Genomic DNA, 20186 nt, shown 5'->3' on the forward strand with positions numbered 1-20186 from the left:
GCCTCCGGGGTCTTCTGTTGTTTGGTTTAGCGTTAGGTTAGGGGATCGCCTGGAAGCGGCCGTTCTTCAAACCAAGCGCGTAGGGCTGGAAGACGGGGACGCCACCACCAACGATCTCGGTGATGAAGTTCGCACCGTCGCCTGCAACCCAGACGTTGCCTGCCTGGTCGACCGCGAGGGCGCGTCCGGAGGTCAGGAAGGTTGAGTCCTTCTGGTAGCCGGTGGAGGGTGAGAGCCCGGTTGCGGTGTTTTGGCTTCCGAGTTCGCTTACGCTACCGGTGCCGGTACCGTTTGTATTGTTGGGAATCCAGACGTTGAGACGACCGTCGACTGCGATCGAGGTGGGTGCGGCGACACCAATCGTCCCCGGGGTCGTGAAGGGGAACCCGCCGTTGATAGGCGCGGTATAGCCGCTAGTGGCGGTCAGGCCGGTGATGGTACCAGTGTCGAACGCCGAGACGAAGAGGTTGTTTTGCGGTCCGAGAGAGAGACCGTAGGAGTTGCCGGAGGTGTTGATGACAGTGGTGGTGAATCCGTTCAGATTTCCGACTGCAGCGCTTGGCGAGACCTCGGCGACGGAGGTTGTTCCCGTCGAGACGAAGATGTTGCCTTGGACTGTGACGCCGGCTGTCCGCTGCAAGTCCGGCATGAGGCGAACCGGGTTGGTACCGACACCGTTGGAGATCTGAACCGGGGCAACGGCGGAAGCTGCTGACGCTGCGCCTGGAATTCTGTAGAGAGAGCCGACGCCGCCGGTGACTGCGGTGAAGTAGACGTTTCCGAGGCCATCTGCCGTCACGCCGATGGGAGATACTGTGGTGGGGAAGGCGAGGCTGCTGCCGTTGTTGTAGCGGAAGAGACTCGTGCCGGAGCCGAACCAGGTGTTACCTGCCGAGTCGAGGACGGCGCCGCCCAGAGAGCCGCCACTGCCGAGGAAGACGCAGGTGGTCGGAATGCCGGCGCTTGAGATCTGAGAGAGGTTCCCGGATCCTGTTTGCGAGTTGGCGATCCAGACGTTGTCAGCAGCGTCGATGTTGATGTCGATCGGCGAACTGATGAAACCGCCCGGGGTGGAAGCGGTTCCGCAGGTGCTGGTGCTGGCGAAGCTGATGGCGATGGTCCAGTCCGTCGGCTGGGTAGCGAGCGCGGGCTGATAGGGACCGCTGACTCCGCCCGCGAGTCCGAAGAGAGTGGAGATATTAGAGGTACCGCCACTTGTACTTGTAGGATTCGTGAGGAGGTAATAGATCGCCTGGAGGGTCGTTGTCGCAACGGGCAGAGTCCCATGTCCGAAGTTAGAGGTATAGGCGGAGTTCGGGGAGTCGCAGACGTGAGGAGCGAAGTGCAGGCTGCCGAAGAGGCAGTTGCGGTATTGATGCAGGCAGAGAGAATGTTTGCGAGCAGGTTGACTTTGCCAGGCTCCGGAGTCGCGGTGACCGTGACCGCTGGATTGATGTTGCCTGTGGCGGATGCGCTCAGCGTGGTTGAAGTCACGGAGGCACCCGTGGCTAGATTGGCAAGTAGAGCGATCGTGTTGGGGATGGCCGTGATGATTGCAGTCTGCTGGGTGGTACCGTCGGCGGCGATGCTCTCTGTGGTGGGATCGAAGAATCCCTGGTACGCAGCCATTGTGGCCACGGTCGTCACTTCGGTCATGTCGATGAAGGTAGATCCGGTAAGCGTGTTGCAAGGACCGAAGACGGAGATAAATTCGGCGGCTGCATTGTTCTGAGTGGGGTCACCGTTGTTCTGTGTGTTTCCGCCCGTGGAGATGACGTAGACGAGGGGTGGGATTCCTACACTCGTTGGGCAGGAGAAGGTGCTGGTGGAACCATTATCCGCGGGATTGCCATTGGTCGTATCTTTGGTGAAGCCGAAGGACCCGGCGGCGTCTGTGGTGGTGGTGGCGCCGAGGGTGGGAGGAAAGCCCGATTTCTGACCGGCGAAATACAGCTTGACTGTGGCCCCCACGACCGGCTGATTTCCTCCATGAATTTTTCCACCGAGAGCAGCGGCGGAGCTGGCGGGGCTAACGATAGCAGGCGCAGTTGACGCCATATTCGAGCAGCCTGCGGTGAAGACCGCGCTCGATGCCATAAGCGCGAGCAGATTTCGCTTTGAGCCCGTCAGCCGGGCGAAAGAATTGCCAATCATGGGTGTTCCCTCCGAAAGGTGGTGGTGCGGTTTGCTGTTCAAAGTAATGGTTGTGCTGACCAGCTGGACGACGTCGAATCAAGAGTGAGACAGGCTGGGGAAAAAGATATCGGATTGCTCGTCAATGCAAGAGTTCTATGTAGCACCTGGAACTTCCTTCGATAACGGAGCCTCTTCGGGTCGGAGGGCCCCTGAGGGGCAGGACAGTTACAAGACAAGTGAAACCTTTTCAACATCTCATGATGGAGCATAACCGAGGTTGGCCATTCTGTTGCTAAATAACTCGTGACACTTTTGGGTCATTTTGTGGCGGCGTGGCTTGATGGGTTGGCCCAGGACAGCTATAGCAAAAGCTAAGGACACCCGGCAATATGCAACTATTTGCAGCTTCTCGTCGGTTGAGGATCGGGGCGGAATCTTTTGCCTCTATGAATTCGAGATTAGATTTGCCGAACTGTAGAGTCTTCCGTCGTCTGTCCGCGTATCCGGATTAGCGGGATTTGGATTGATGTCGTTTGTGTCGGCCGGTATTTCGAAAAGAAAGGATCGGTTTTACTCGATGCAGGTCGAGTAAATTGCGGACAACTTTCGCGAAGAGAGCTAATCTATCCGAGTAGACTGCTTCGCCAGTCAGATCCTTCGCTATCGGAGAAGACCATGCCTGTGAAATCGATGTATCTTGCAGCAAGCTTAGCTCTTTCGGCGACCTTACTCTTGAGCGGATGCAAAAGCTCAACCCCCGCTCCGACGCCGGCGCCGACGCAAAGCCAGAATCCCGATGGGACGCCTGCGACTCCGACTTCGTCGAGCGCGGCGACCGCGCCGGTTACGCCTGCAGTATCGCCTACGACAGGGATGCCAGCGGTGCCTCCGGCTCCGGCCCCGGAGCCAGCCGTTGCGGCGGCCCCGCTGCCGCCACCTCCTCCGCCTCCTCCCGTCAGATTGACCGCTCCAACCGGCACTACCGTGACGGTGACGGTGACCGAACAACTTAGTGCCAGCAAGAACAATGTTGGAGATGGATTTACCGGGGTGTTGGCGGCGCCGGTTAAGACCTCGGGCGGAGGTACGATCTTTCCGCGCGGGGCGCACGTTACGGGTACGGTAGTGGCCGCGAAGGGACGCGGAAAATTCAAGGGCTCGGGTGCGCTTGGTATCGCTGTGACCTCGATTTCTGGCACACCTGTCAGCACGAGTGCCTATGAGAAGGAAGAGAAGGGTAAGGGAAAGCGGTCCGCCGGGTTTATCGGCGGCGGTGCGGGTGGTGGTGCTTTGATCGGAGGATTGGCTGGCGGCGGCAAGGGCGCGCTGATCGGCGGCCTGCTGGGAGCCGGGGCTGGAACGGCTGGCGCCGCGTTTACGGGCAACAAGGACGTTGTGATTCCGTCCGAGTCCACCGTGAGCTTCCACCTGACGGCGCCGGTCACGGTGACGGTGAAGGCCAGGGAGTCGAGGGAGTCGAGGGAGTCAGATACAGCTCTGCCTCCGCCTCCACAATAAAATTCAGCGGTATGGCACCTGCTCCTTTCTTTGGGGCAGGTGCTTTTTTTGCCGCCGCGCTGTTTCGGAGAGCAGAGGCTATTGACGGTAGACTTGAGAGATGCGGCTGAATCCTGTCTTTTTGTTATCTGCGACCGATGTCGCGCACTTTCCTTCTGAAGGGAAGACTTATGGCGCGCCGGAGGTTGCGTTTCTGGGGCGGTCGAATGTGGGCAAGTCTTCGCTGATCAATTCCCTGCTGGGCTCGCGCGAGGCGAAGGTGTCGTCGACTCCGGGGCGGACGCGGGCGATCAATTTTTGCGCTGCATGAGGGGTCGGGAGACAAGATGAAGGTGCGGCCGACGTTGATCTTTGCGGACTTGCCGGGGTATGGGTATGCGAAGATCTCGAAGTCGATCTCGGCGGAGTGGCCTTCGTTTATTGAGCCTTATCTTGCGGAGCGGGAGACGCTGGCGCTTTGCATCTGCCTGGTGGATACGAATATTCCGCCGCAGGAGAATGATACTCAGTTGATTACATATTTCAAGCAGACGCAGCGACCTTACCTGGTGGTGGGGACGAAGGCGGACCGGTTGTCGAATAATCAGCTGGCGAAGTCTGTGGCGGCTTTGAAGAAGGCGCATGAGGTGGAGGAGATTTTGCCGGTGTCGGCGAAGACGGATGCGGGGACGAAGGTGCTTTGGGCGAAGATGATGGAAGTGGCGGAGTAAGGGTTGTGTTGATGACAGACAAGCAAAGGCAAGTACAAATGCGGGGGTTTCTCCACTGCGCGGCGCACGATGAGGCTGTGCGCCGCTTCGGTCGAAATGACGATTCTTTTTCTCGTTGAGCAGAATGGTTAAGTGGAGATTTCTCCGCTGCACTGCTTCGATTGAACTGACGATTCTTTGTCTCGTTGAGAAGAATGGTTAAGTGGAGATTTCTCCACTGCACTGCTTCGGTCGAAATGACGATTCTTTTTCTTGTTGAGAAGAATGGTTAAGTGGAGATTTCTCCACTGCACTGCTTCGATTGAAATGACGATTTTTTCTCGTTTGAGAGAGCGGCGATGCCCAAATAGATGCGAGACAACAGCGACGGTAAAGTGACCGGAAAGAGAAAGCAGCCTTGACGATTTGCTCGTCGCGGCTGCTTTTTTGTTCAATGGATTGGGATCGGCTCGCGGTTATTCGCCGTAGTAGTCGAGGCCGAGGTGGGTGATGAGGTCTTCGCCCATGATGTGGCGGAGGGTGTTCTTTAACTTCATCGATTGGATGAAGAGGTCATGCTCGGGATAGACGCCGGGGGCGCTGTCGGGAGCTTTGAAATAGAAGCTGAGCCACTCCTGGATGCCGAGACCGCGGAGGGATGCCGTGCGGGCTGCGAGGTCCATGAAGAGGATGAGGTCGAGGGCGAGAGGCGCGGCGAGGATGGAGTCGCGGCAGAGGAAGTCCACCTTGAGCTGCATGGGATAGCCGAGCCAGCCGAAGATGTCGATGTTGTCCCAGCCCTCTTTGTTGTCGCCGCGGGGCGGGTAGTAGTTGATGCGGACCTTGTGGTAGAGGTCCTTGTAGAGGTCGGGGTAGAGCTCGGGCTGAAAGATGACGTCGAGGACGCCGAGCTTGGACTCCTCCTTGGTCTTGAAGGACTCGGGATCGTCGAGGACCTCGCCGTCGCGATTGCCGAGGATGTTGGTGGAGTACCAGCCGGAGACGCCGAGCATGCGGGTCTTGAAGGCGGGGGCGAGGACGGTCTTGATGAAGGTCTGGCCGGTCTTGAAGTCCTTGCCGCAGATGGGTGCGTTCATCTTGCGGGAGAGCTCGTTGAGGGCGGGGATGTCGACGGTGAGATTGGGTGCGCCGTTGGCGAAGGGGATGCCTTCTTTGAGAGCGGCCCAGGCGTAGAGCATCGATGGAGAGATGTTGGGGTCGTTGTCGACGAGGCCTTTTTCGAAGGCCTCGAGAGTCTGGTGGACGGCGGTCTGCTCGAGGAAGATCTCGGTGGAGCCGCACCAGATCATGATCTGTCGATCGGTTTTGGTTTTGAACTCGGCGATGTCGTTGCGAATCTGGTTGGCGAGGTCGCACTTGTTCTTGCCGGTTTTGATCTTCTTGCCTTCGAGGCGTTTGACGTAGTGCTGGTCGAAGACGGCGGGCATGGGTTCGATGGATTCGAGGAAGGGGCGGATCTGTTCGAGCTGGTCGCGGTCGAGGACCTGTGCGGTCTTGGCGGCGTCGTAGAGGTTGCCGCCGAAGATGTCCCAGCCGGTGAAGACGATGTCGTTGAGGTCGGCGATGGGAGCGAAGTCTTTGATGAGGGGGCTGCGATTGTCGGTGCGTTTGCCGAGACGGATGTGGCCCATCTGGGAGAGGAGCCGATGGGCTTGGCGAGGCCGCGGCGGACGGCTTCTACGCCGGCGATGAGGGTGGTGGCGACGGCTCCCATGCCGGGAATCATGACGCCTAGTTTTCCAGTGGCAGGCTTGATGGATGCCGCGTCTTGCGTGGCGGCTGGGGGTGTAGACATTCTTGGCGGTACCCTTCTATCGTGCGATTGTTCCGTGTAACGCGGACTCTTTAGTATCGCTTAGCGAGGACGGTGGCGGCAAATGCGGAGCCGAGGGTTCGAGGGAGGGAGGGCAGCGTGCGGTCGCAGACAGCTGTTTTAGAATCGCCGTATGACCGACATCAGCGTTACCCTCGCTTCGCCCGACGTTCTGGCCCGCGCCCGCAAGATCAAACTCTTCCTGATGGACGTGGATGGCACGCTTACCGATGGGGGCGTCTGTCTTATTTCATCGACTTCGGCTGGTGGCTCGGGCACCACGGCCGTCTCTGAGATGAAGGTGTTCAACGCGCAAGATGGGCAGGGACTTTCGCTCGCGCACACGATGGGAATTCAGACAGGTTTCATCACGGGTCGAGCGTCGCCGGCTGTGGCCAAGCGCGCTGAAGAACTGAAGGTCACCTTTGTCTATCTCGGTCAGGCGAAGAAGACCGAGGCTTTTGAGGAGTGCATGCAAAAAGCCGGCGTGACCGAGGAGGAGGTCGCGTACATGGGCGACGATCTACCAGATATTCCTCTGGCGCGGCGAGCCGGGTTGGCGGTGTGTGTGGCTGACGGCGCACCGGAGTTGCAAGCGGTCTGTCACTTTACTACTCGGAGACTTGCCGGGCGCGGCACTGCGCGCGAAGTGGTGGAACTGATTCTGAAGGCACAGGGGCGGTGGGAAGAGGCCGTGCCGCTGGCGCTGGCGTAGTACTCGGGCGCAAATCTGTGAACGTGGCTTGCGTGGTGGCTCGGGTGAAGACATTCCCGCTCAACTCATCTCGTTGAGAGCCACCAGCCGGGGCCGGAACACCAACAGGAGTCATCCGGCTGGTCGTCCCGATGCAGCGACCTGACCCTGGTCCAACTGCGTTTGCGGAAGAGTTTGGTGAGCTTTTGATCGGTTGCCGCATCCCTCGCTCCGATACAGGAGACAAACTGCACCTGGGTGAGAAAATGAGCGGCGTAAGTACCGTCTTCGCGTTTGATGACGTGGAGCATGGCTCCATATCCTTCCGAGGGTGTGAGGGGAACGATGAGCCGTCCCCTGGGTCGCAGGGCGTCAAGCCAAATGGCTAGTGGGTGGGTTGCTCCGGCGCTTACATAGAGGACATCACATTCGGGGAGCGGCGGGACTGCTCCGGAGCGCAGGTGCAGCTTGACGTGAGGGAGCACAGCGAGGTTTTCGGTCGCGCGCTGAGCGAGGGTTGGCTCGATCTCATAGGCGTCTACGGCTCCTGTTTCTCCCACCAGCTTCGCAAGAAGGGTGGTGTAGTAGCCGGTGCCGGCGCCGATGTGGACGACATGCTCGCCCTTCCTGGGATCCATGGCAGCGATGCAGAGCGCGTGCAGGGTGGGCTGTCCGTTGTTGAGATGGCCTTTGGCGCCGAGCGAGACGACGACATCCTGATAGAGACATGCCGGATCGTCGGAGGGCGTCTGGATGTAGTCGGCATGTGTGAATACATGCCACGGAGGAGGTCCTACGAAGTTCTCTCGCGGGGTAGAGGCAAAGGCGGAGGCGAGTTCGCTGTTTGGAGGAAGCCCGGCACTGGCCGTGATCAGATTGGCGAAGAACAATCTGTGCGCCGGAATACGTTCCATGGCTGTTCTCCAACACTGTCATCCTAGACCCGCGACGAGGGTTGGAGCGAAGGCTCCCCATGCCGGGAATCTCGAGTCGGAGCTGGGTATATGGTTTTCTACGTCGAAGGCGTCTTCACGTACTTGATGAGCAGGACTTCGTTGCCGATCTCGCTGTAGATGAGCTCGTCTACTGTTCCGTTTGCGACGAGGAGACCGTAGCCTCCGGGGCGCATTCCTCTTGCTCGCGCTGACGGATATGGGCGGTGGGGTCCTCGGAGGGATTTGCGACGGCGGAGTGGGAGAGAGCCTCCTGGCGGAAGCCTGCGCCTGGGTCTCGTACGTAAAAGACGAGTGTCCGCGCGGTGCGAACGCCGGTGACCTCTACGACCTGCCCGGGATTGAAGGCGGCTCCATGCTCCATGGCGTTGAGCAAGATCTCCCGCAACGCCTGGATCAAGTCGGTCTGCGCGTCGTTGGGCAGATAGTTGGTGAGCTCTTTGGCGAAGATGAGGAGACGCTCGGCGGTAATGAGGCGGCAGCTGATGCGGACGGAGACCCAGCCGGGACGGGCGGAGAGAACCTGTATGTCCTGCTCCCAGTGAGCGTCTGAGGCTGTATCGCCGGCCAGGCTTGCGATCGCTCGCTCGTCGAAGGGAGGCGTAAAGCAGGCGAATACACGGGCTCGCAGGGCAGCGATGACCTCTTCGGGAGTACTATGGCGGGCGAGAAGGATGAACTTTACGCCAGGGCGGATGTGGCGCATCTCGTCGAGGAGCGCCAGGTCTTCTTCGACGGAGCTGTCGGCGCGGGTGATGACGACGCCAAAGGATCGCATGCGCAGGCGGCGCAGCGCGTCGGCACGACCCGAGGCATACTCGTTGGGGACACCGGCGATGTCAAGGGCATCGCCGATGCTTCGGGCGACTTGGGTATCACTTCCGATGACCAGGACGCGGCTCATGATTTTCTCCGAGGGAGGTCGCGTTTAACTTTAGACGATCTCGTTTGGTGAGTTGTGGCAGGTTTGGCAATATTCGTCATTGAGTTGAGCGGTGGCCCGAGTCGCGGAGATCAGATGCGGAATGGCTATGCGATTTCGGTGCGGATGCGGTTCTTCCAGTGGGAGGTTATGAACCAGAGGATGCCGGCGAGCAGGACGAGTTCGACGCCGAGGTGGAAGCGGTGGAAGATGGCTTTGAACTGGGGGTTGGAGTTCCAGCTTGCGCCGAGCCTCATGCCGATGTAGGCGAGAGTGAAGCACCAGGGCCATGAGCCGAGGAAGGTGTAGACGTGGAAGCGGAGTTGGGGCATCTTTGCGATGCCTGCGGGCAGGGCGATGAAGGTGCGGACGACGGGCAGTAGGCGTCCGGCGAGGACCGTGAGGCCGCCGTATTTTTGAAAGAAGTGTTCGGTGAGGTCGAGGTCGTGGCGATTGAGCAGGATGAAGCGGCCGAAGCGCTCGACGGCGGGCCGGCCTCCCCAGCGACCGAGCCAGTAGGGCGGGATGGAGCCGAGGTTGCATCCGATGGCTCCGGCGGTGGCGACCAGGATGAGTTTGGCCATGGTGGTGCCGAGGACGTAGCCGGCGAAGGGCATGATGATCTCGGAGGGCAGGGGGATGCAGGCGGACTCGATGCCCATGAGGAGAGCGACGCCGGCGTATCCTCCTGCGGAGATGACACCTATGATGAAGGTGGCGAGGGCGGCAATGATCTTCTCGGACATGGCTCGTGCAGTATACCGGGTGAACGGAGAGGGCGGAATGCGCTAGCATTGAGTGTTCAGGAGATGTGCTATGCCAGATACCGTTGTTGCTCCAACTGCCGAGACTCCGTCCTCACCTGCAACCGCCTCCGCGGCGTCAGCTCCTGCCGTCTCTGGAAGGCCGGCGGCTAGCTCTAGTGCGGCTCCGCATGATCCATCGAAGCCGGCGGTGAAGCGGCAGATTGTTTGCTTCAGCTTCTACAAGGTGATGCCGGAGTGGCGGAGGCTGCCGGCGGAGGAGAAGGCAGCGCACAAGGCGGCGTTTGCCGAGGTGCTGGCGAGGTGGAATAAGCCGGGGGAGTTTGTGTCGCTAACGTACTCGACGATTGGGACGCGGGGCGATGTGGATATGTGCGTGTGGTCGATTGGGTATGGCGTGGATGAGTTGAACCAGATGCGAAGTGAGTTGATGCGGACGCCACTGGGGGATATTTGAACTCGCCGCATAACTTTCTGGCGATGACGAAGCGCTCGCAGTACCAGATTGACCGGCCGGATGAGAGTGAGGGCGAAGGGCGTGGGGCGATTCGTCCTGGTGGGCAGAAGTACATCTTTATCTATCCGTTCTGGAAAACGAGGCCTTGGTATCTGCTGTCGGCTGCGGAGCGGAAGCGACTGATGGATGAGCATATTCGGATTGGGTTGATGTATCCGCGGGTGAAGCTGAATACGACTTACTCGTTTGGTATTGATGACCAGGAGTTTGTGGTGGCATTCGAGACGAACTTTCCGGAGGACTTTCTGGATCTGGTGCAGCAGCTTCGGGAGACGGAGATCAGCATGTATACGCTCGCGGACACACCGATCTTCAGCTGCGTGCGCGTTCCTGCGGCGGAGATGCTGGATCGTCTCGGTTAGAGCGCGATGGCGAAGACTACAGTTGTTCGGACTGCTGCGAAGAGTAAGGCTGTAGTTGGAGCGAACGCTCGCGCGATTGCGAAGACGGAGCCTGTTGCGGCGAAGAAGAAGGCTGGGAAGACGCGGAATCCGCTGGCGCCGGAGCGGGTTGCGGCGATTCTGGATGCTCTGCGGAAGACTTATCCCGGAGTTGTTTGTGCGCTGAACCATAAGAACGCGTGGGAGCTGACGGTGGCTACGATTCTGTCGGCGCAGTGCACGGATGTTCGGGTGAATCTGGTGACCCCGGCGTTGTTCAAGACGTTTCCTACTCCGAAGGCGATGGCTGCGGCTTCCCTGCCCGAGCTTGAGGAGTTGATTCGGACAACGGGATTTTTTCGCAATAAGGCGAAGTCGATTCAGGGTGCTGCGCGGGTGGTTGTGGAGGAGTTTGGGGGAAGGTGCCTCAGACGATGGAGGAGATTCTCACACTGCCGGGAGTGGCCCGGAAGACCGGGAATGTGGTGTTGGGCTCGTGGTTCAACATTGCGGTTGGCGTTGTTGTGGATACACATGTTATGCGGCTGTCGCGGCGGTTGGAGCTGACCAGGGAGACTGCGCCGGAGAAGGTGGAGCGGGATTTGATGGAGATTATTCCGCAGGAACGGTGGATCGCGTTTTCGCATGAGCTGATCCACCATGGGCGGCAGGTTTGTGTGGCTCGGAAGCCGAAATGTGTGGACTGTACCTTGGAGAAGCTGTGTAACTCGGGGGATAAGACTTGGAGTTCGCACTAGGGATTTTCAGTTCGACTACCGAAGGATTTGATGACCTGAAGAGTGTTCCACGTCTTCGAAGTTCTGGGGTAAAGTGAGGGGAATGTCCATCAAAGAACAATCTGGAACTGCTGTGACTCTACTGTGCCCTCTGTGCGGCGACAATGAGGATGAAGTTTACCTTGAGGCAACGGGCGGGGCGCTGGCCGCGGACGCGCTTGGCTCGTCGCGGACCGAAGTCGGCCACGGCAAGGTGCTGCGCTGCAAGACCTGCGGGTTTGTCTTCTCGGAGCTTCGTCCGGCCGACGAGGAGCTTCATACGCTGTATCGGGAGATGAACCCTACGGTGTATGAAAAGGAGGCGCAGGGGCGTCTGAAGACGGCGCAGCGGCACTTGAAGATGGTGCAACGACACATCGCGGGCGGCAGACTGGTGGACGTGGGCTGTGCTTCGGGTTCGTTTCTGAAGGTTGCAGCCGACGCGGGATGGACGGTTACCGGAGTTGAACCATCGGAGACGCTTGCCAACCATGCGAAGAAGCTGCTGAATGGCCGTGGCGAAGTTCATTGCGCGACGCTGCAGCAGGCGAAGCTGGAACCGGCCTCCTTCGATGCTCTGACTCTCTGGGACGTGCTGGAGCATGTGACCGATCCTCTGGCGTTCCTTACCGAATGCGCGTCGCTGTTGAAGCCGGGAGGGTTTCTGTTTGCGAACGTTCCTGACATCAGCAGCCTGCAGGCACGGGTGCTGGGTAGTCGATGGCCGCTGCTTCTGGCCGAGCACCTGAACTACTTCGACCGGACCACGTTGAAGCGTTGTGGAGATGCCGCTGGACTGCGATGGATTGCGTTCGATCGGCGGCCAGCTTCGTTTACGGTGGAGTATGTGCTGTATCGTCTCTCTCAGCATGGGATACCGGGGAGCAGTCTCGGGCATCGCATGGTGCAGCAGAACTCGTTGGGGAGTGTGTGCATTCCGGTTTATCTAGGCGAGACGTTTGCAGCTTGGGTGCGCGCTTAGAGCATCCGAGGCTTTTGGTTTGGGCCGGTGCGTCTTCGCCTCATCCAAGGCACGACATCAGGGACTGAATGAGGGCTGGAATGCTGGGTTCGGCGGCTTCGACGTTTGGGGGGTGGCCGAGGTCGCGGAGGGTTTGACTGGTGATGGGGCCGATGGAGGCGAGGGTAATGCCGGGTGGAAGGGTGAGGTTGGCGGCCTCGAGGAGGGCGAAGAGATTGGTGGCGGTGGAGGCGCTGGTGAAGGTGATGGCGTCGGGGTAGATCTCCCGAGTGCTGAAGAGGTGGCGGAGGGCGGGGATGGAGTCGGGGGGCGTCTGGTTGCGGTAGGCTTCGGCCAGGGTGACGTTGGCTCCTGCGGCGGTGAGGGCTTCGGGGAGTATGTCGCGGGCTTCGGCGGCGCGGGGGAGGAGGAAGGTCTTGCCGGGGGCTTCGGGGAGGAGGGCTTCGGCGAGGGATTCGGCGATGTATTGCGGGGGATGAGGTCGACCGTGAGGCCGACGGCGTTGGCGGCGCGAAGGGTGGCTGGGCCGATGACTGCGATGTGTTTCGGCAGTTGCGTGAGATGGAGGAATTGGGCTCGGCGATGGAAGGCTTCGACGGCGTTGGCGCTGGTGAAGATAAGCCAGTCGTAGGTGCGGAGGCAGGTGAGAGCGGCGTCGAGGGCGGCGAATGAGGCAGGTGGGACGATTTCTATGGTGGGGATGGTGATGGGAGTTGCACCCAGGGCTTCGAGTTGGGCGGCGAGGTCGGAGGCCTGGTGGCGGGTTCGGGTGATGAGGATGCGTTTGCCGGTGAGTGGCATGTGTTGCAATTGTAGATGGCGATAGAGGAAAGACTTAGAGGAGAAGTGGTGGCGGGCGGCTTTATGCTGCTTGTGCGACGCCTTGGGACGGGCTTTGACTTGTTGGAGTTGCGAGGCTAGGATGCCGGGCTACGAGGTGATCTATGCCAACTTACGTTTCACTTTGCCGATGGACTGCGCAGGGGACACAACGTTTGAAGGAAAGTCCCAGCAGATTGGACGCCGCGAAAAAGGGTTTGCGGCGGATGGAGTGAAGATACTTCACTTCTATATGACTACAGGCACGCATGACATGGTCATCATCTCTGAAGCTCCCAACGACGAGGCGATGGCGAAGGCGATCCTCACGCAGATTGCAAAAGGAGGAATCACCACGCAGACCTCGCGGGCTTTTACAGAGGATGAGTATCGGGCGATCCTGGATAGTCTTTAGCAACTGGCGGTAGAGGGTGAAGCGCGTGCGGGATGGGCGCGCGTTACGTCCGGAATCGCGTGGGGGATTCCTGGCAGACAGGGTCAGAAATTAATTACTTCAGTATGCCTCGGTTATGTATCCGTGATGCTTACTGAAGAAGGCGGGGAACCTTCGCGAAGTGCACCGAGCAAACGCCTATGAAATCTTTGTGACATTTTCAGTCACATTTGGTCATCAGCGCGTTCTGCTGCTACGCTGTTGATACTTTCCTGCTGGACTCGTTCTCCAACTGCGATCTAGGCGTATTGCGAGATTGTGACTCTCTCTGCTTTGGACAACCTGTGTAGTGCTGCGGAACACATGCGCCCTGGCCCGAGCCAAAGACGGGGCGAACATGATTCTGCGGGGCGCTACCGAACTTGTCGGCTAACAAAGTTATCAAGGAGGCAGCGCGCGTGTACTCTTCTTCGCATCGAGACTTTCTCATTCGTCGAGATTCTTTTTTCGACGAGACTTTTTTGGGACGCTCAGGACTTCGGTTCATCTTCGTGGTGTTTGCCGCAGTGTTTGCAGGCACGCTGCCGTTGACGGCGCAGACCGATGTGCTCACGTGGCACAACGATGCAGCCAGAACCGGGCAGAATCTTCGCGAGTCTCTGCTGACGCCTGCGGTGGTAAATTCGGCCAGCTTCGGGCTGCTGGCGAACGTGGTGGTGGACGGCAAGGTGGATGCGCAGCCTCTTTATGCCTCTGCGGTGACGGTCGCCGGTCAGGGCACGCACAACGTTCTGTATGTGGCGACCGAGCATGACAGTCTCTACGCGATCGATGGAGATACGGGCAAGATTTACTGGCGAAAGAGCATGCTGGGCGCGGGGGAGACGACGTCGGATGCTCGCAGCTGCGGCCAGGTGGTGCCGGAGATCGGAATCACGGCTACTCCCGTGATCGACCGAGGGGTCGGAGGGCATGGGACGATCTTTGTGGTGGCCATGAGCAAGGACAGTTCGGGAAACTACTATCATCGGGTGCACTCGCTGGATATGTCGACGGGATTGGAGCAGAATGACAGTCCGGTTACGGTTTCGGCGACGTATCCGGGAACTGGCCGGGTGAGTTCGGGTGGCAAGGTGGTGTTCGACGCGAAGCAATATAAGGATCGTCCTGCGTTGCTGGTGTTGAGCGGAACGCTGTATACGACCTGGGGTTCCCACTGCGATGCGGAGCCTTACGCGGGCTGGATCATCAGCTATAACGAACGCACGTTGGCGCAGACGGCGGTGTTAAACTTTGCGCCGAACGGCTCGGAGGCGGCGCCGTGGAATGCCGGCGCGGGGCCGGCTGCGGATACCTCGGGCAATGTGTATATCTCTCTGGGCAACGGCACGTTCGACACGACGTTGAACTCCGCGGGGATGCCGACGAAGGGAGATTACGGCAACTCGATGTTGAAGCTGCACGCGGCTACGTTGACGCCGGTCGATTACTGGACAATGTATAACACCGGCTCGGAGTCTGGCATGGACACGGACCTTGGCTCGGGAGGATTGATGCTGCTGCCGGATCAGAAGGACGCGACGGGCAAGGTGCGGCACCTTGCGGTAGCGGCGGGGAAGGACGGCAATTTGTATGTGGCCGATCGAGACAATATGGGGCACTACGACGCGACCAATGACGGCACGATCTACCAGCAGCTGACGGGACCTTTGGCGGGCGGGGTATGGTCGAGTCCGGCGTACTTCAACGAGCGGGTTTACTACGGGCCGGTAGGACATAATTTGATGTCGTTTCCGATCGTCGCCGCGAAGTTGGGGAGTACGGTACAGAGCACGGCTAATGGGTTTCCTTATCCCGGACGACACCCAGCATCTCGGCGTACGGAACGGCGAATGCGATTGTGTGGGCTGTAGATAACCGAAACCCCGCGTTGTTGCATGCGTACGACGCGGGCAATTTGAGCACCGAGTTTTATAACAGCAGCCAGGCAGCCGCAGGACGGGACCACTTCGGGGCGGGCAATAAGTTCATTGCCCCGACGATCGTCAATGGGAAGGTGTACGTGGCGACGACCAACAGTGTGGGGATCTTCGGCTTGATTCGGAAGCAGCCTGCAGTGGTGGTCGATGGAGATTACACGCTGGTGAACAGCAACAGCGGGCTGGCGCTTGAAGATCCGTCGGGGTCGAAGGTAGCCGGCACCGCGATGTGTCAGGAGGTGATCGACGTGGGGTCCGACCAGAAGTGGTTTCTCTCTTACGACGGGCAGGGATATTACAGAATGCAGAATGTGAGCAGCGGGATGTTTCTGACCAACCCGGGCAGTTCGAGCAAAAGCGGGATCACCCTTGAACAGGAACTTCCCGCGAGCGACGAGAGCCAGCTATGGTCTTTGACTGCGGCTTCGGGGGCGGGTACGTGATCAAGAATAAGGCGACGGGACTTGTGGTCGACACGATGAACGGAACCAAGACCGTGGGACCGTATGTGGATCTGGAGACTGCGGTTGGCGTGTCGCACCAGACGTGGTTGCTGAAGTAGTCCTGCCGGACGGGCTCCCTACGCGGGAGGCGGTCACTTCGTGACTTGTGTACCGTTCCGTTTCTGGTCTAGCGGTACGGAGCCTCCCGTTGGTCGGCGATGAAGAGGAGTCGCAGCCTTAAGCACATTCAGCTTAAGCGGACGTTAACACGGCTGTATGGTTTTTATGAGAAGACATTTTGATGGGATCGAGCGACGCTCAGAATTCACTCTGCGGTAACGTGTCGCGTAGTAAGCCTCTGCTATCAAGGGAGTGGAGGATCGTATGAAAAAGATTTCAATCGCGGCAGCCACCACTGCCGTAGCCTTGGCAGGATTTTCAACGCATGGAACCGCGCAGGCACCGGGCGGCGACAGCGCCATCAAACATGTGCTTTTACTGAGCATCGACGGAATGCATGCAGTGGACTTTTACAACTGCGCGAATGGTATCAGTGGGGTAAACGGCGGTGAGCCTTACTGCACGACTCTTGCAAACCTGGGTCATCGGGGGATCACGTACACGGCCGCCTCGACGACGAAGCCCTCCGATTCGTTTCCGGGGATGATGACGCTGGTGACGGGCGCTACTCCGAAGACGATGGGGGTTTATTACGATGTGGCCTACGACCGCTCGCTGGACGCTCCGGCGAAGACTACGGGCAATGGAGTTCTAGCCGGACCGTGCACCGCGGGCGCAGCGCCGACGGGGACGACGACCGAGTATGAAGAAGGCATCGATATCGACCAGACGAAGCTGAACGGCGGCGCGCCGGGTGCGGGCCTGACGGAAGGCGGCATTGCTTCGATCGATCCGCAGAAGCTGATTCGGAATCCTGCGAGGGGCTGTGCGCCTGTGTTTCCGTGGAACTTTATTCGGACTAACACTGTCTTCGGCGTGATCCATGAGGCTGGAGGCTATACGGCATGGTCGGATAAGCATCCTGCTTACTCGGCGGTGGGTGGACCGGGCGGACCTTTCCTGGACGACTACTATGCTCCTGAGATTAATTCGAACGTGGTGGCGCTGCCGGGAGTGAAGACGCCAGAGGGAGCTTCGTGCGCAATGATTCGCGATACGTCCGCCGACCTTACGGCATGGACGAACAGCTTCGATAACATCCAGTGCTACGACACGTTGAAGGTCAATGCGATTCTGAACGAGATTATGGGCAAGACGCATAACGGCGGCGCTGCAAAGGTTCCGGCGCTGTTCGGGATGAACTTTCAGGCAGTGAGTGTAGGGCAGAAGCTGGTCGAAGGGAGTGTAGGAACAGGTGGGTACACGAATGCGCAGGGGTACCTACGCCGGAGTTGCTGAAGGAGATCCAGTACGTGGATGCGTCGATCGGCCAGATGGTAAACGAGCTGAGAGACACGGGCCATCTGGAGGATACTGTCATCATTGTCACAGCGAAGCACGGCCAGTCTCCCATCGATCCAAATCTTTATAAAGCGACGCCGGGAAAGACGAACACCGGCACGACTCCTGCGACGTTGCTGGCGTCGATGTTGCCCGACTCCGAGTCACCGTTGGGGGAGGAATTGGACCGACGGAGGATGACGTCTCGCTGCTATGGCTGAAGAATGGGGCAGATGTGACGGAGGCGGTGAACACGCTCGAGGCGAACAAGACAGAGATCGGACTTGGGCAGATCTACTACGGGCCTTCGTTGGCGCTGAACTACAACAAGCCGGGTCTGGGAGCGGGAGAAGATCCGCGGACACCGGACATCATCGTGACTCCGAATGTAGGAGTGACGTATACAGGAAGTGCAAAAAAGCTGGCAGAGCATGGCGGCTTTGGGCACGACGATACCAACGTGATGCTGCTGGTGTCGAACCCTGGATTGGCGAGGGCATTGGTCTCGGTTCCGACGGCGACGGCACAGGTAGCTCCGACGATTCTTCAGCTGCTGGGACTGAATCCAACTCTGCTGAATGCTGTGGAGCGTGAGGGCACGGCTGTGCTGCCGGGAGTTCCAGCGGCAATAAAGTAGATCGGAACGGCAACAGAAAACAAAAGAGAGACGGGGAAGACCTACCGTCTCTCTTTTGTTGTTTTTCTACGTCGGTCGCCTCCGTACATGTGGAGTCGGAGCCGCAGATGTTGGTGGTGGTGAGCCAGATGATAGCGTCGGTCTGGTTGTGTGAGAGCCTGGTTCGCTTCAAGGAGCGTGAGGCTCGACGGCTAGAGGTTCGCCAGGCTGTGGCTGAGCGAGGGTCTCGTCTATGCGTTCCTGCACTCCTTCTACTACGTCGCCGACACCCTTGCTGAGAAGGAAGGTGAATGCGGCGAATGCGAAGAGGCCCATGGGTTTCAGATTGAGCGGGGCCATATGGGTGAGATCAGAGCCCGTTAGAAGACCGATATTGGTGATGATCGCGATAACGATTTCGCACAGGCCAAAGAGGATCTTTAGGTACTTCTTGAACAAGTAGATGACGATGCCCACGAGGATGAGCGCGGTACAGAGAATGATGCGCACGAGAACGTTGTAATAAAAGTAGTGGGAGGCGAAGTAGCTTCCGAAGGTATGGCGAAAGATCAAGTACCAACCGAGCAGACTGAGCAGGAGGCCGGTCAATGCGGCGATGGTGAGATTAAGCCAATAGAGCGGGCGCGTCCGGGACTTCTCGAATGCGTGAGACTTTTTGTAAACGACAAAAAGAAATATGGCTATCGGCAAAATGAAGAAAGCGATGGCGTGGAGAACGACGAGGCGCGGACCTCCCTTTTCAATCCAGCTGAGGTATATATCGTTCCAGTGAATCTCGGTTGGTGCGAAGCGAAAGGCTGCCCACAACATCAGCCCCCAGAGACCGACAAAAAAAACTACAAGGAGTGCGGCCAGGAGAAAGAATCGCGGCCTTAGCTTTTCGGGCTTTTCGGGGTTCTCGGGCTTTTCGGGTTTCTCGGGCTCCTCTGGTTTCATCGTCGTTTCCATGAGCGATAGCGTGCCACTGACAAGGGTGTTCGGGGTGGGCCTCTGAGTTGGGAGTGCGGGACTTTAATTCGCAGTGACGATGAGTTGGGCGTTGGTTTGGCCGCACATCCCGTAGATGGCACCGGACCGGCAGGCTCCGGCGGAATATTTGTAACATCCGGGCCTCTTAGCCATGACGGTGACGGAGCGGTCAGAGCCGCCGAGGATGGCTCCGGGCGGATCGAATGGAGACGAAGGACCAAAATCGACGACGAATCCTATGTCCTTGCCTGTGCTCTTCCACTGAACCGTTGTTCCGGGTTTTATGCAGAAGAGCGAGTTGTCCTTGGCGTTCGGAATGTTGGGAGTCGAAGAGGCCGCATTCGCGGTGCGTTTCACGTCGACGACACATGGACTGGAGGCGGAGCCGCAGGTATTCTCCGCAGTGCACATTTGTGCGGAGACATCCTTCGAGCAAGCGTAGCCGCTGCTCTTAGACTGAGCCGTTGCGTAGGTAGACAACACAAGGATTGGTAATAACAGCGAAGTGCGGTTGAAATGAACGCGTCGATTGCTGGTCATGGTTCGCCTCACACGGTGGATTACTCAGCGCCGCGGATAGGCGCTGTCGATGGTGGTTTTCGCAGCGACAGATTGCAATTGCTGCGCTAGTTCACGCCGGACGTTCCTGCCCAATCGAGGACGTCAGAGAGTCTCCAGGGATTCTGAGCCAAGTCCAACTGCAACTGGCCTTCTTTATCCAAGATCAACTGCGCCTGAGGATAGAGCATCCCCGTGCTCTTGCTCTTGTCCTGGGCGTTGAGTTCGAAGACGCCGGCAGTCAGGTTGAAGGACTGCGATTGGGTGTCGAAGAAGGCTTCGCCAAAGCGGATCTGGCGATTGGTGACAAAGACGATCTTGCGGCCGGTCGGCGTTGGCGTCATCTTGATGTAGGCGCAGTCATAGCCCAGCGTGCCGGTGATCTCGATATGGCCTACGGCCTTCATCTTCGAAAGCGCATTGACCAGTCCTTGATTTTGCCCCTTCTCGAAGGCCTGAACCAAGTTGACTCTGTCGGCGGGCGTCGAGAACTCGTAGATGTTCAGGGTGATGCCGATGTTCTGACCCATCTGCGTGCCGGTGCCGAAGGCCTGGGCCTCGAGGGTTTCGTACTTGTCGCGGGTGAATCCGGAATGAGGCGCCAGTAGGGCGATGCCGGCAACAACCAGACAGTTGATGGTGATCCTGAAACTTCTTGAGGTGAAGACTCTTGAAATGTTTGACATAGCACACTCCGATGGCTGCGATTTTGGATCGGGGCCTGATCTCATCGCGAGTCTACGCCGGAGCTTGCAAGGGTT

General features: G+C 58.7%; 21 protein-coding genes and 4 pseudogenes. 14 read left to right on the forward strand and 11 right to left on the reverse strand.

The features are described from left to right. Positions 1-37: 37 nt before the first annotated feature. From RBB80_RS23840 to RBB80_RS23850, 3 genes are all read right to left on the reverse strand, one after another. Complete coding sequence (locus RBB80_RS23840) at positions 38-799, reverse strand: hypothetical protein (RefSeq protein ID WP_433964811.1); 762 nt, start codon at positions 797-799, stop codon at positions 38-40. After that, positions 796-2154 carry a hypothetical protein gene (locus RBB80_RS23845; RefSeq protein WP_433964812.1) on the reverse strand — a complete coding sequence of 453 codons (1359 nt, stop codon included), beginning with the start codon at positions 2152-2154 and terminating at the stop codon, positions 796-798. The genes RBB80_RS23840 and RBB80_RS23845 overlap by 4 nt, the downstream gene beginning before the upstream one ends. Before the next feature lie 605 nt (positions 2155-2759). Beyond that, entirely contained in the window at positions 2760-3158 is a 399-nt protein-coding gene (locus RBB80_RS23850) for a hypothetical protein (protein ID WP_433964813.1), read from the reverse strand. Between RBB80_RS23850 and RBB80_RS23855 the strand changes: the two genes are divergently transcribed. Both RBB80_RS23855 and yihA read left to right on the forward strand, forming a co-directional pair. Next, positions 3133-3654, forward strand: coding sequence for a hypothetical protein (locus RBB80_RS23855; RefSeq protein WP_433964814.1), 522 nt, complete (start codon positions 3133-3135; stop codon positions 3652-3654). The two genes, RBB80_RS23850 and RBB80_RS23855, sit on opposite strands and share 26 nt — an antisense overlap. 100 nt (positions 3655-3754) lie before the next feature. Continuing rightward, positions 3755-4364, forward strand: a pseudogene (yihA, locus tag RBB80_RS23860) (ribosome biogenesis GTP-binding protein YihA/YsxC). A gap of 572 nt (positions 4365-4936) precedes the next feature. On the opposite strand, the pseudogene RBB80_RS23865 reads toward yihA, so the two are convergent. Continuing rightward, a pseudogene (locus RBB80_RS23865) lies at positions 4937-6090 on the reverse strand (inositol-3-phosphate synthase); the annotation flags it as partial. On the opposite strand from RBB80_RS23865, the gene RBB80_RS23870 reads away from it, so the two are divergent. Together RBB80_RS23870 and RBB80_RS23875 are read left to right on the forward strand one after the other, a co-directional pair. Then, positions 6011-6199, forward strand: coding sequence for a hypothetical protein (locus RBB80_RS23870; protein WP_433970095.1), 189 nt, complete (start codon positions 6011-6013; stop codon positions 6197-6199). The pseudogene RBB80_RS23865 and the gene RBB80_RS23870 overlap by 80 nt on opposite strands. Positions 6200-6310: 111 nt before the next feature. Next, complete coding sequence (locus RBB80_RS23875; RefSeq protein ID WP_433964815.1) at positions 6311-6892, forward strand: KdsC family phosphatase; 582 nt, start codon at positions 6311-6313, stop codon at positions 6890-6892. Between the two features lie 65 nt (positions 6893-6957). Here RBB80_RS23875 and RBB80_RS23880 read toward each other — a convergent pair whose 3' ends face one another. From RBB80_RS23880 to RBB80_RS23890, 3 genes are all read right to left on the reverse strand, one after another. Continuing rightward, positions 6958-7785 (reverse strand): protein-L-isoaspartate O-methyltransferase family protein, encoded by an 828-nt coding sequence (locus RBB80_RS23880; RefSeq protein WP_433964816.1) that lies wholly within the window; start codon positions 7783-7785, stop codon positions 6958-6960. Positions 7786-7954: 169 nt separating this feature from the next. Next, the gene (locus tag RBB80_RS23885; protein WP_433964817.1) at positions 7955-8728 is read right to left on the reverse strand and encodes an ATP-binding protein; all 774 of its coding nucleotides are present in this window, start codon (positions 8726-8728) and stop codon (positions 7955-7957) included. 125 nt (positions 8729-8853) lie between these two features. After that, positions 8854-9492: a DedA family protein gene (locus tag RBB80_RS23890; RefSeq protein WP_433964818.1), complete on the reverse strand. Its 639-nt coding sequence runs from the start codon at positions 9490-9492 to the stop codon at positions 8854-8856. 247 nt (positions 9493-9739) lie between these two features. On the opposite strand from RBB80_RS23890, the pseudogene RBB80_RS23895 reads away from it, so the two are divergent. The 3 genes and pseudogenes from RBB80_RS23895 (at position 9740) to RBB80_RS23905 (ending at position 12165) form a co-directional block, all read left to right on the forward strand. Then, a pseudogene (locus tag RBB80_RS23895) lies at positions 9740-10389 on the forward strand (chlorite dismutase family protein). 6 nt (positions 10390-10395) lie between these two features. Continuing rightward, positions 10396-10974 carry an endonuclease III domain-containing protein gene (locus tag RBB80_RS23900; RefSeq protein WP_433964819.1) on the forward strand — a complete coding sequence of 193 codons (579 nt, stop codon included), beginning with the start codon at positions 10396-10398 and terminating at the stop codon, positions 10972-10974. A 273-nt stretch (positions 10975-11247) separates the two neighbouring features. Further along, positions 11248-12165 carry a class I SAM-dependent methyltransferase gene (locus tag RBB80_RS23905; RefSeq protein ID WP_433964820.1) on the forward strand — a complete coding sequence of 306 codons (918 nt, stop codon included), beginning with the start codon at positions 11248-11250 and terminating at the stop codon, positions 12163-12165. Positions 12166-12205: 40 nt separating this feature from the next. On the opposite strand, the pseudogene RBB80_RS23910 reads toward RBB80_RS23905, so the two are convergent. Continuing rightward, a pseudogene (locus RBB80_RS23910) lies at positions 12206-12966 on the reverse strand (uroporphyrinogen-III synthase). 121 nt (positions 12967-13087) lie between these two features. Here RBB80_RS23910 and RBB80_RS23915 point away from each other — a divergent pair. From RBB80_RS23915 to RBB80_RS23945, 7 genes are all read left to right on the forward strand, one after another. Then, on the forward strand, positions 13088-13399 hold the full coding sequence (locus RBB80_RS23915) for a GYD domain-containing protein (protein WP_433964821.1): 312 nt from the start codon (positions 13088-13090) through the stop codon (positions 13397-13399). Positions 13400-13899: 500 nt separating this feature from the next. Then, a complete protein-coding gene (locus tag RBB80_RS23920) occupies positions 13900-15291 on the forward strand; it encodes a pyrrolo-quinoline quinone (protein ID WP_433964822.1) in 1392 nt (463 codons plus the stop codon). Continuing rightward, entirely contained in the window at positions 15279-15800 is a 522-nt protein-coding gene (locus tag RBB80_RS23925; protein WP_433964823.1) for an RICIN domain-containing protein, read from the forward strand. The genes RBB80_RS23920 and RBB80_RS23925 overlap by 13 nt, the downstream gene beginning before the upstream one ends. Beyond that, a complete protein-coding gene (locus RBB80_RS23930) occupies positions 15797-15919 on the forward strand; it encodes a hypothetical protein (protein WP_433964824.1) in 123 nt (40 codons plus the stop codon). The genes RBB80_RS23925 and RBB80_RS23930 overlap by 4 nt, the downstream gene beginning before the upstream one ends. Before the next feature lie 265 nt (positions 15920-16184). Continuing rightward, positions 16185-17219, forward strand: a complete 1035-nt coding sequence (locus tag RBB80_RS23935; RefSeq protein ID WP_433964825.1) for an alkaline phosphatase family protein — start codon at positions 16185-16187, stop codon at positions 17217-17219. Continuing rightward, positions 17213-17482 (forward strand): alkaline phosphatase family protein, encoded by a 270-nt coding sequence (locus tag RBB80_RS23940; protein ID WP_433964826.1) that lies wholly within the window; start codon positions 17213-17215, stop codon positions 17480-17482. The genes RBB80_RS23935 and RBB80_RS23940 overlap by 7 nt, the downstream gene beginning before the upstream one ends. Positions 17483-17508: 26 nt before the next feature. Further along, entirely contained in the window at positions 17509-17898 is a 390-nt protein-coding gene (locus RBB80_RS23945; protein WP_433964827.1) for a hypothetical protein, read from the forward strand. Positions 17899-18066: 168 nt separating this feature from the next. Here RBB80_RS23945 and RBB80_RS23950 read toward each other — a convergent pair whose 3' ends face one another. The 3 genes from RBB80_RS23950 to RBB80_RS23960 all read right to left on the reverse strand — a co-directional run bounded on the left by RBB80_RS23950 (position 18067) and on the right by RBB80_RS23960 (position 20111). Beyond that, positions 18067-18834, reverse strand: coding sequence for a hypothetical protein (locus tag RBB80_RS23950; RefSeq protein ID WP_433964828.1), 768 nt, complete (start codon positions 18832-18834; stop codon positions 18067-18069). A gap of 75 nt (positions 18835-18909) precedes the next feature. Next, on the reverse strand, positions 18910-19407 hold the full coding sequence (locus tag RBB80_RS23955) for a hypothetical protein (protein WP_433964829.1): 498 nt from the start codon (positions 19405-19407) through the stop codon (positions 18910-18912). An 86-nt stretch (positions 19408-19493) separates the two neighbouring features. Further along, positions 19494-20111: a hypothetical protein gene (locus RBB80_RS23960; RefSeq protein ID WP_433964830.1), complete on the reverse strand. Its 618-nt coding sequence runs from the start codon at positions 20109-20111 to the stop codon at positions 19494-19496. Positions 20112-20186: the final 75 nt, after the last annotated feature.

The organism is Tunturiibacter gelidiferens (assembly GCF_051013345.1).
Lineage (GTDB): Bacteria > Acidobacteriota > Terriglobia > Terriglobales > Acidobacteriaceae > Edaphobacter > Edaphobacter gelidiferens_A.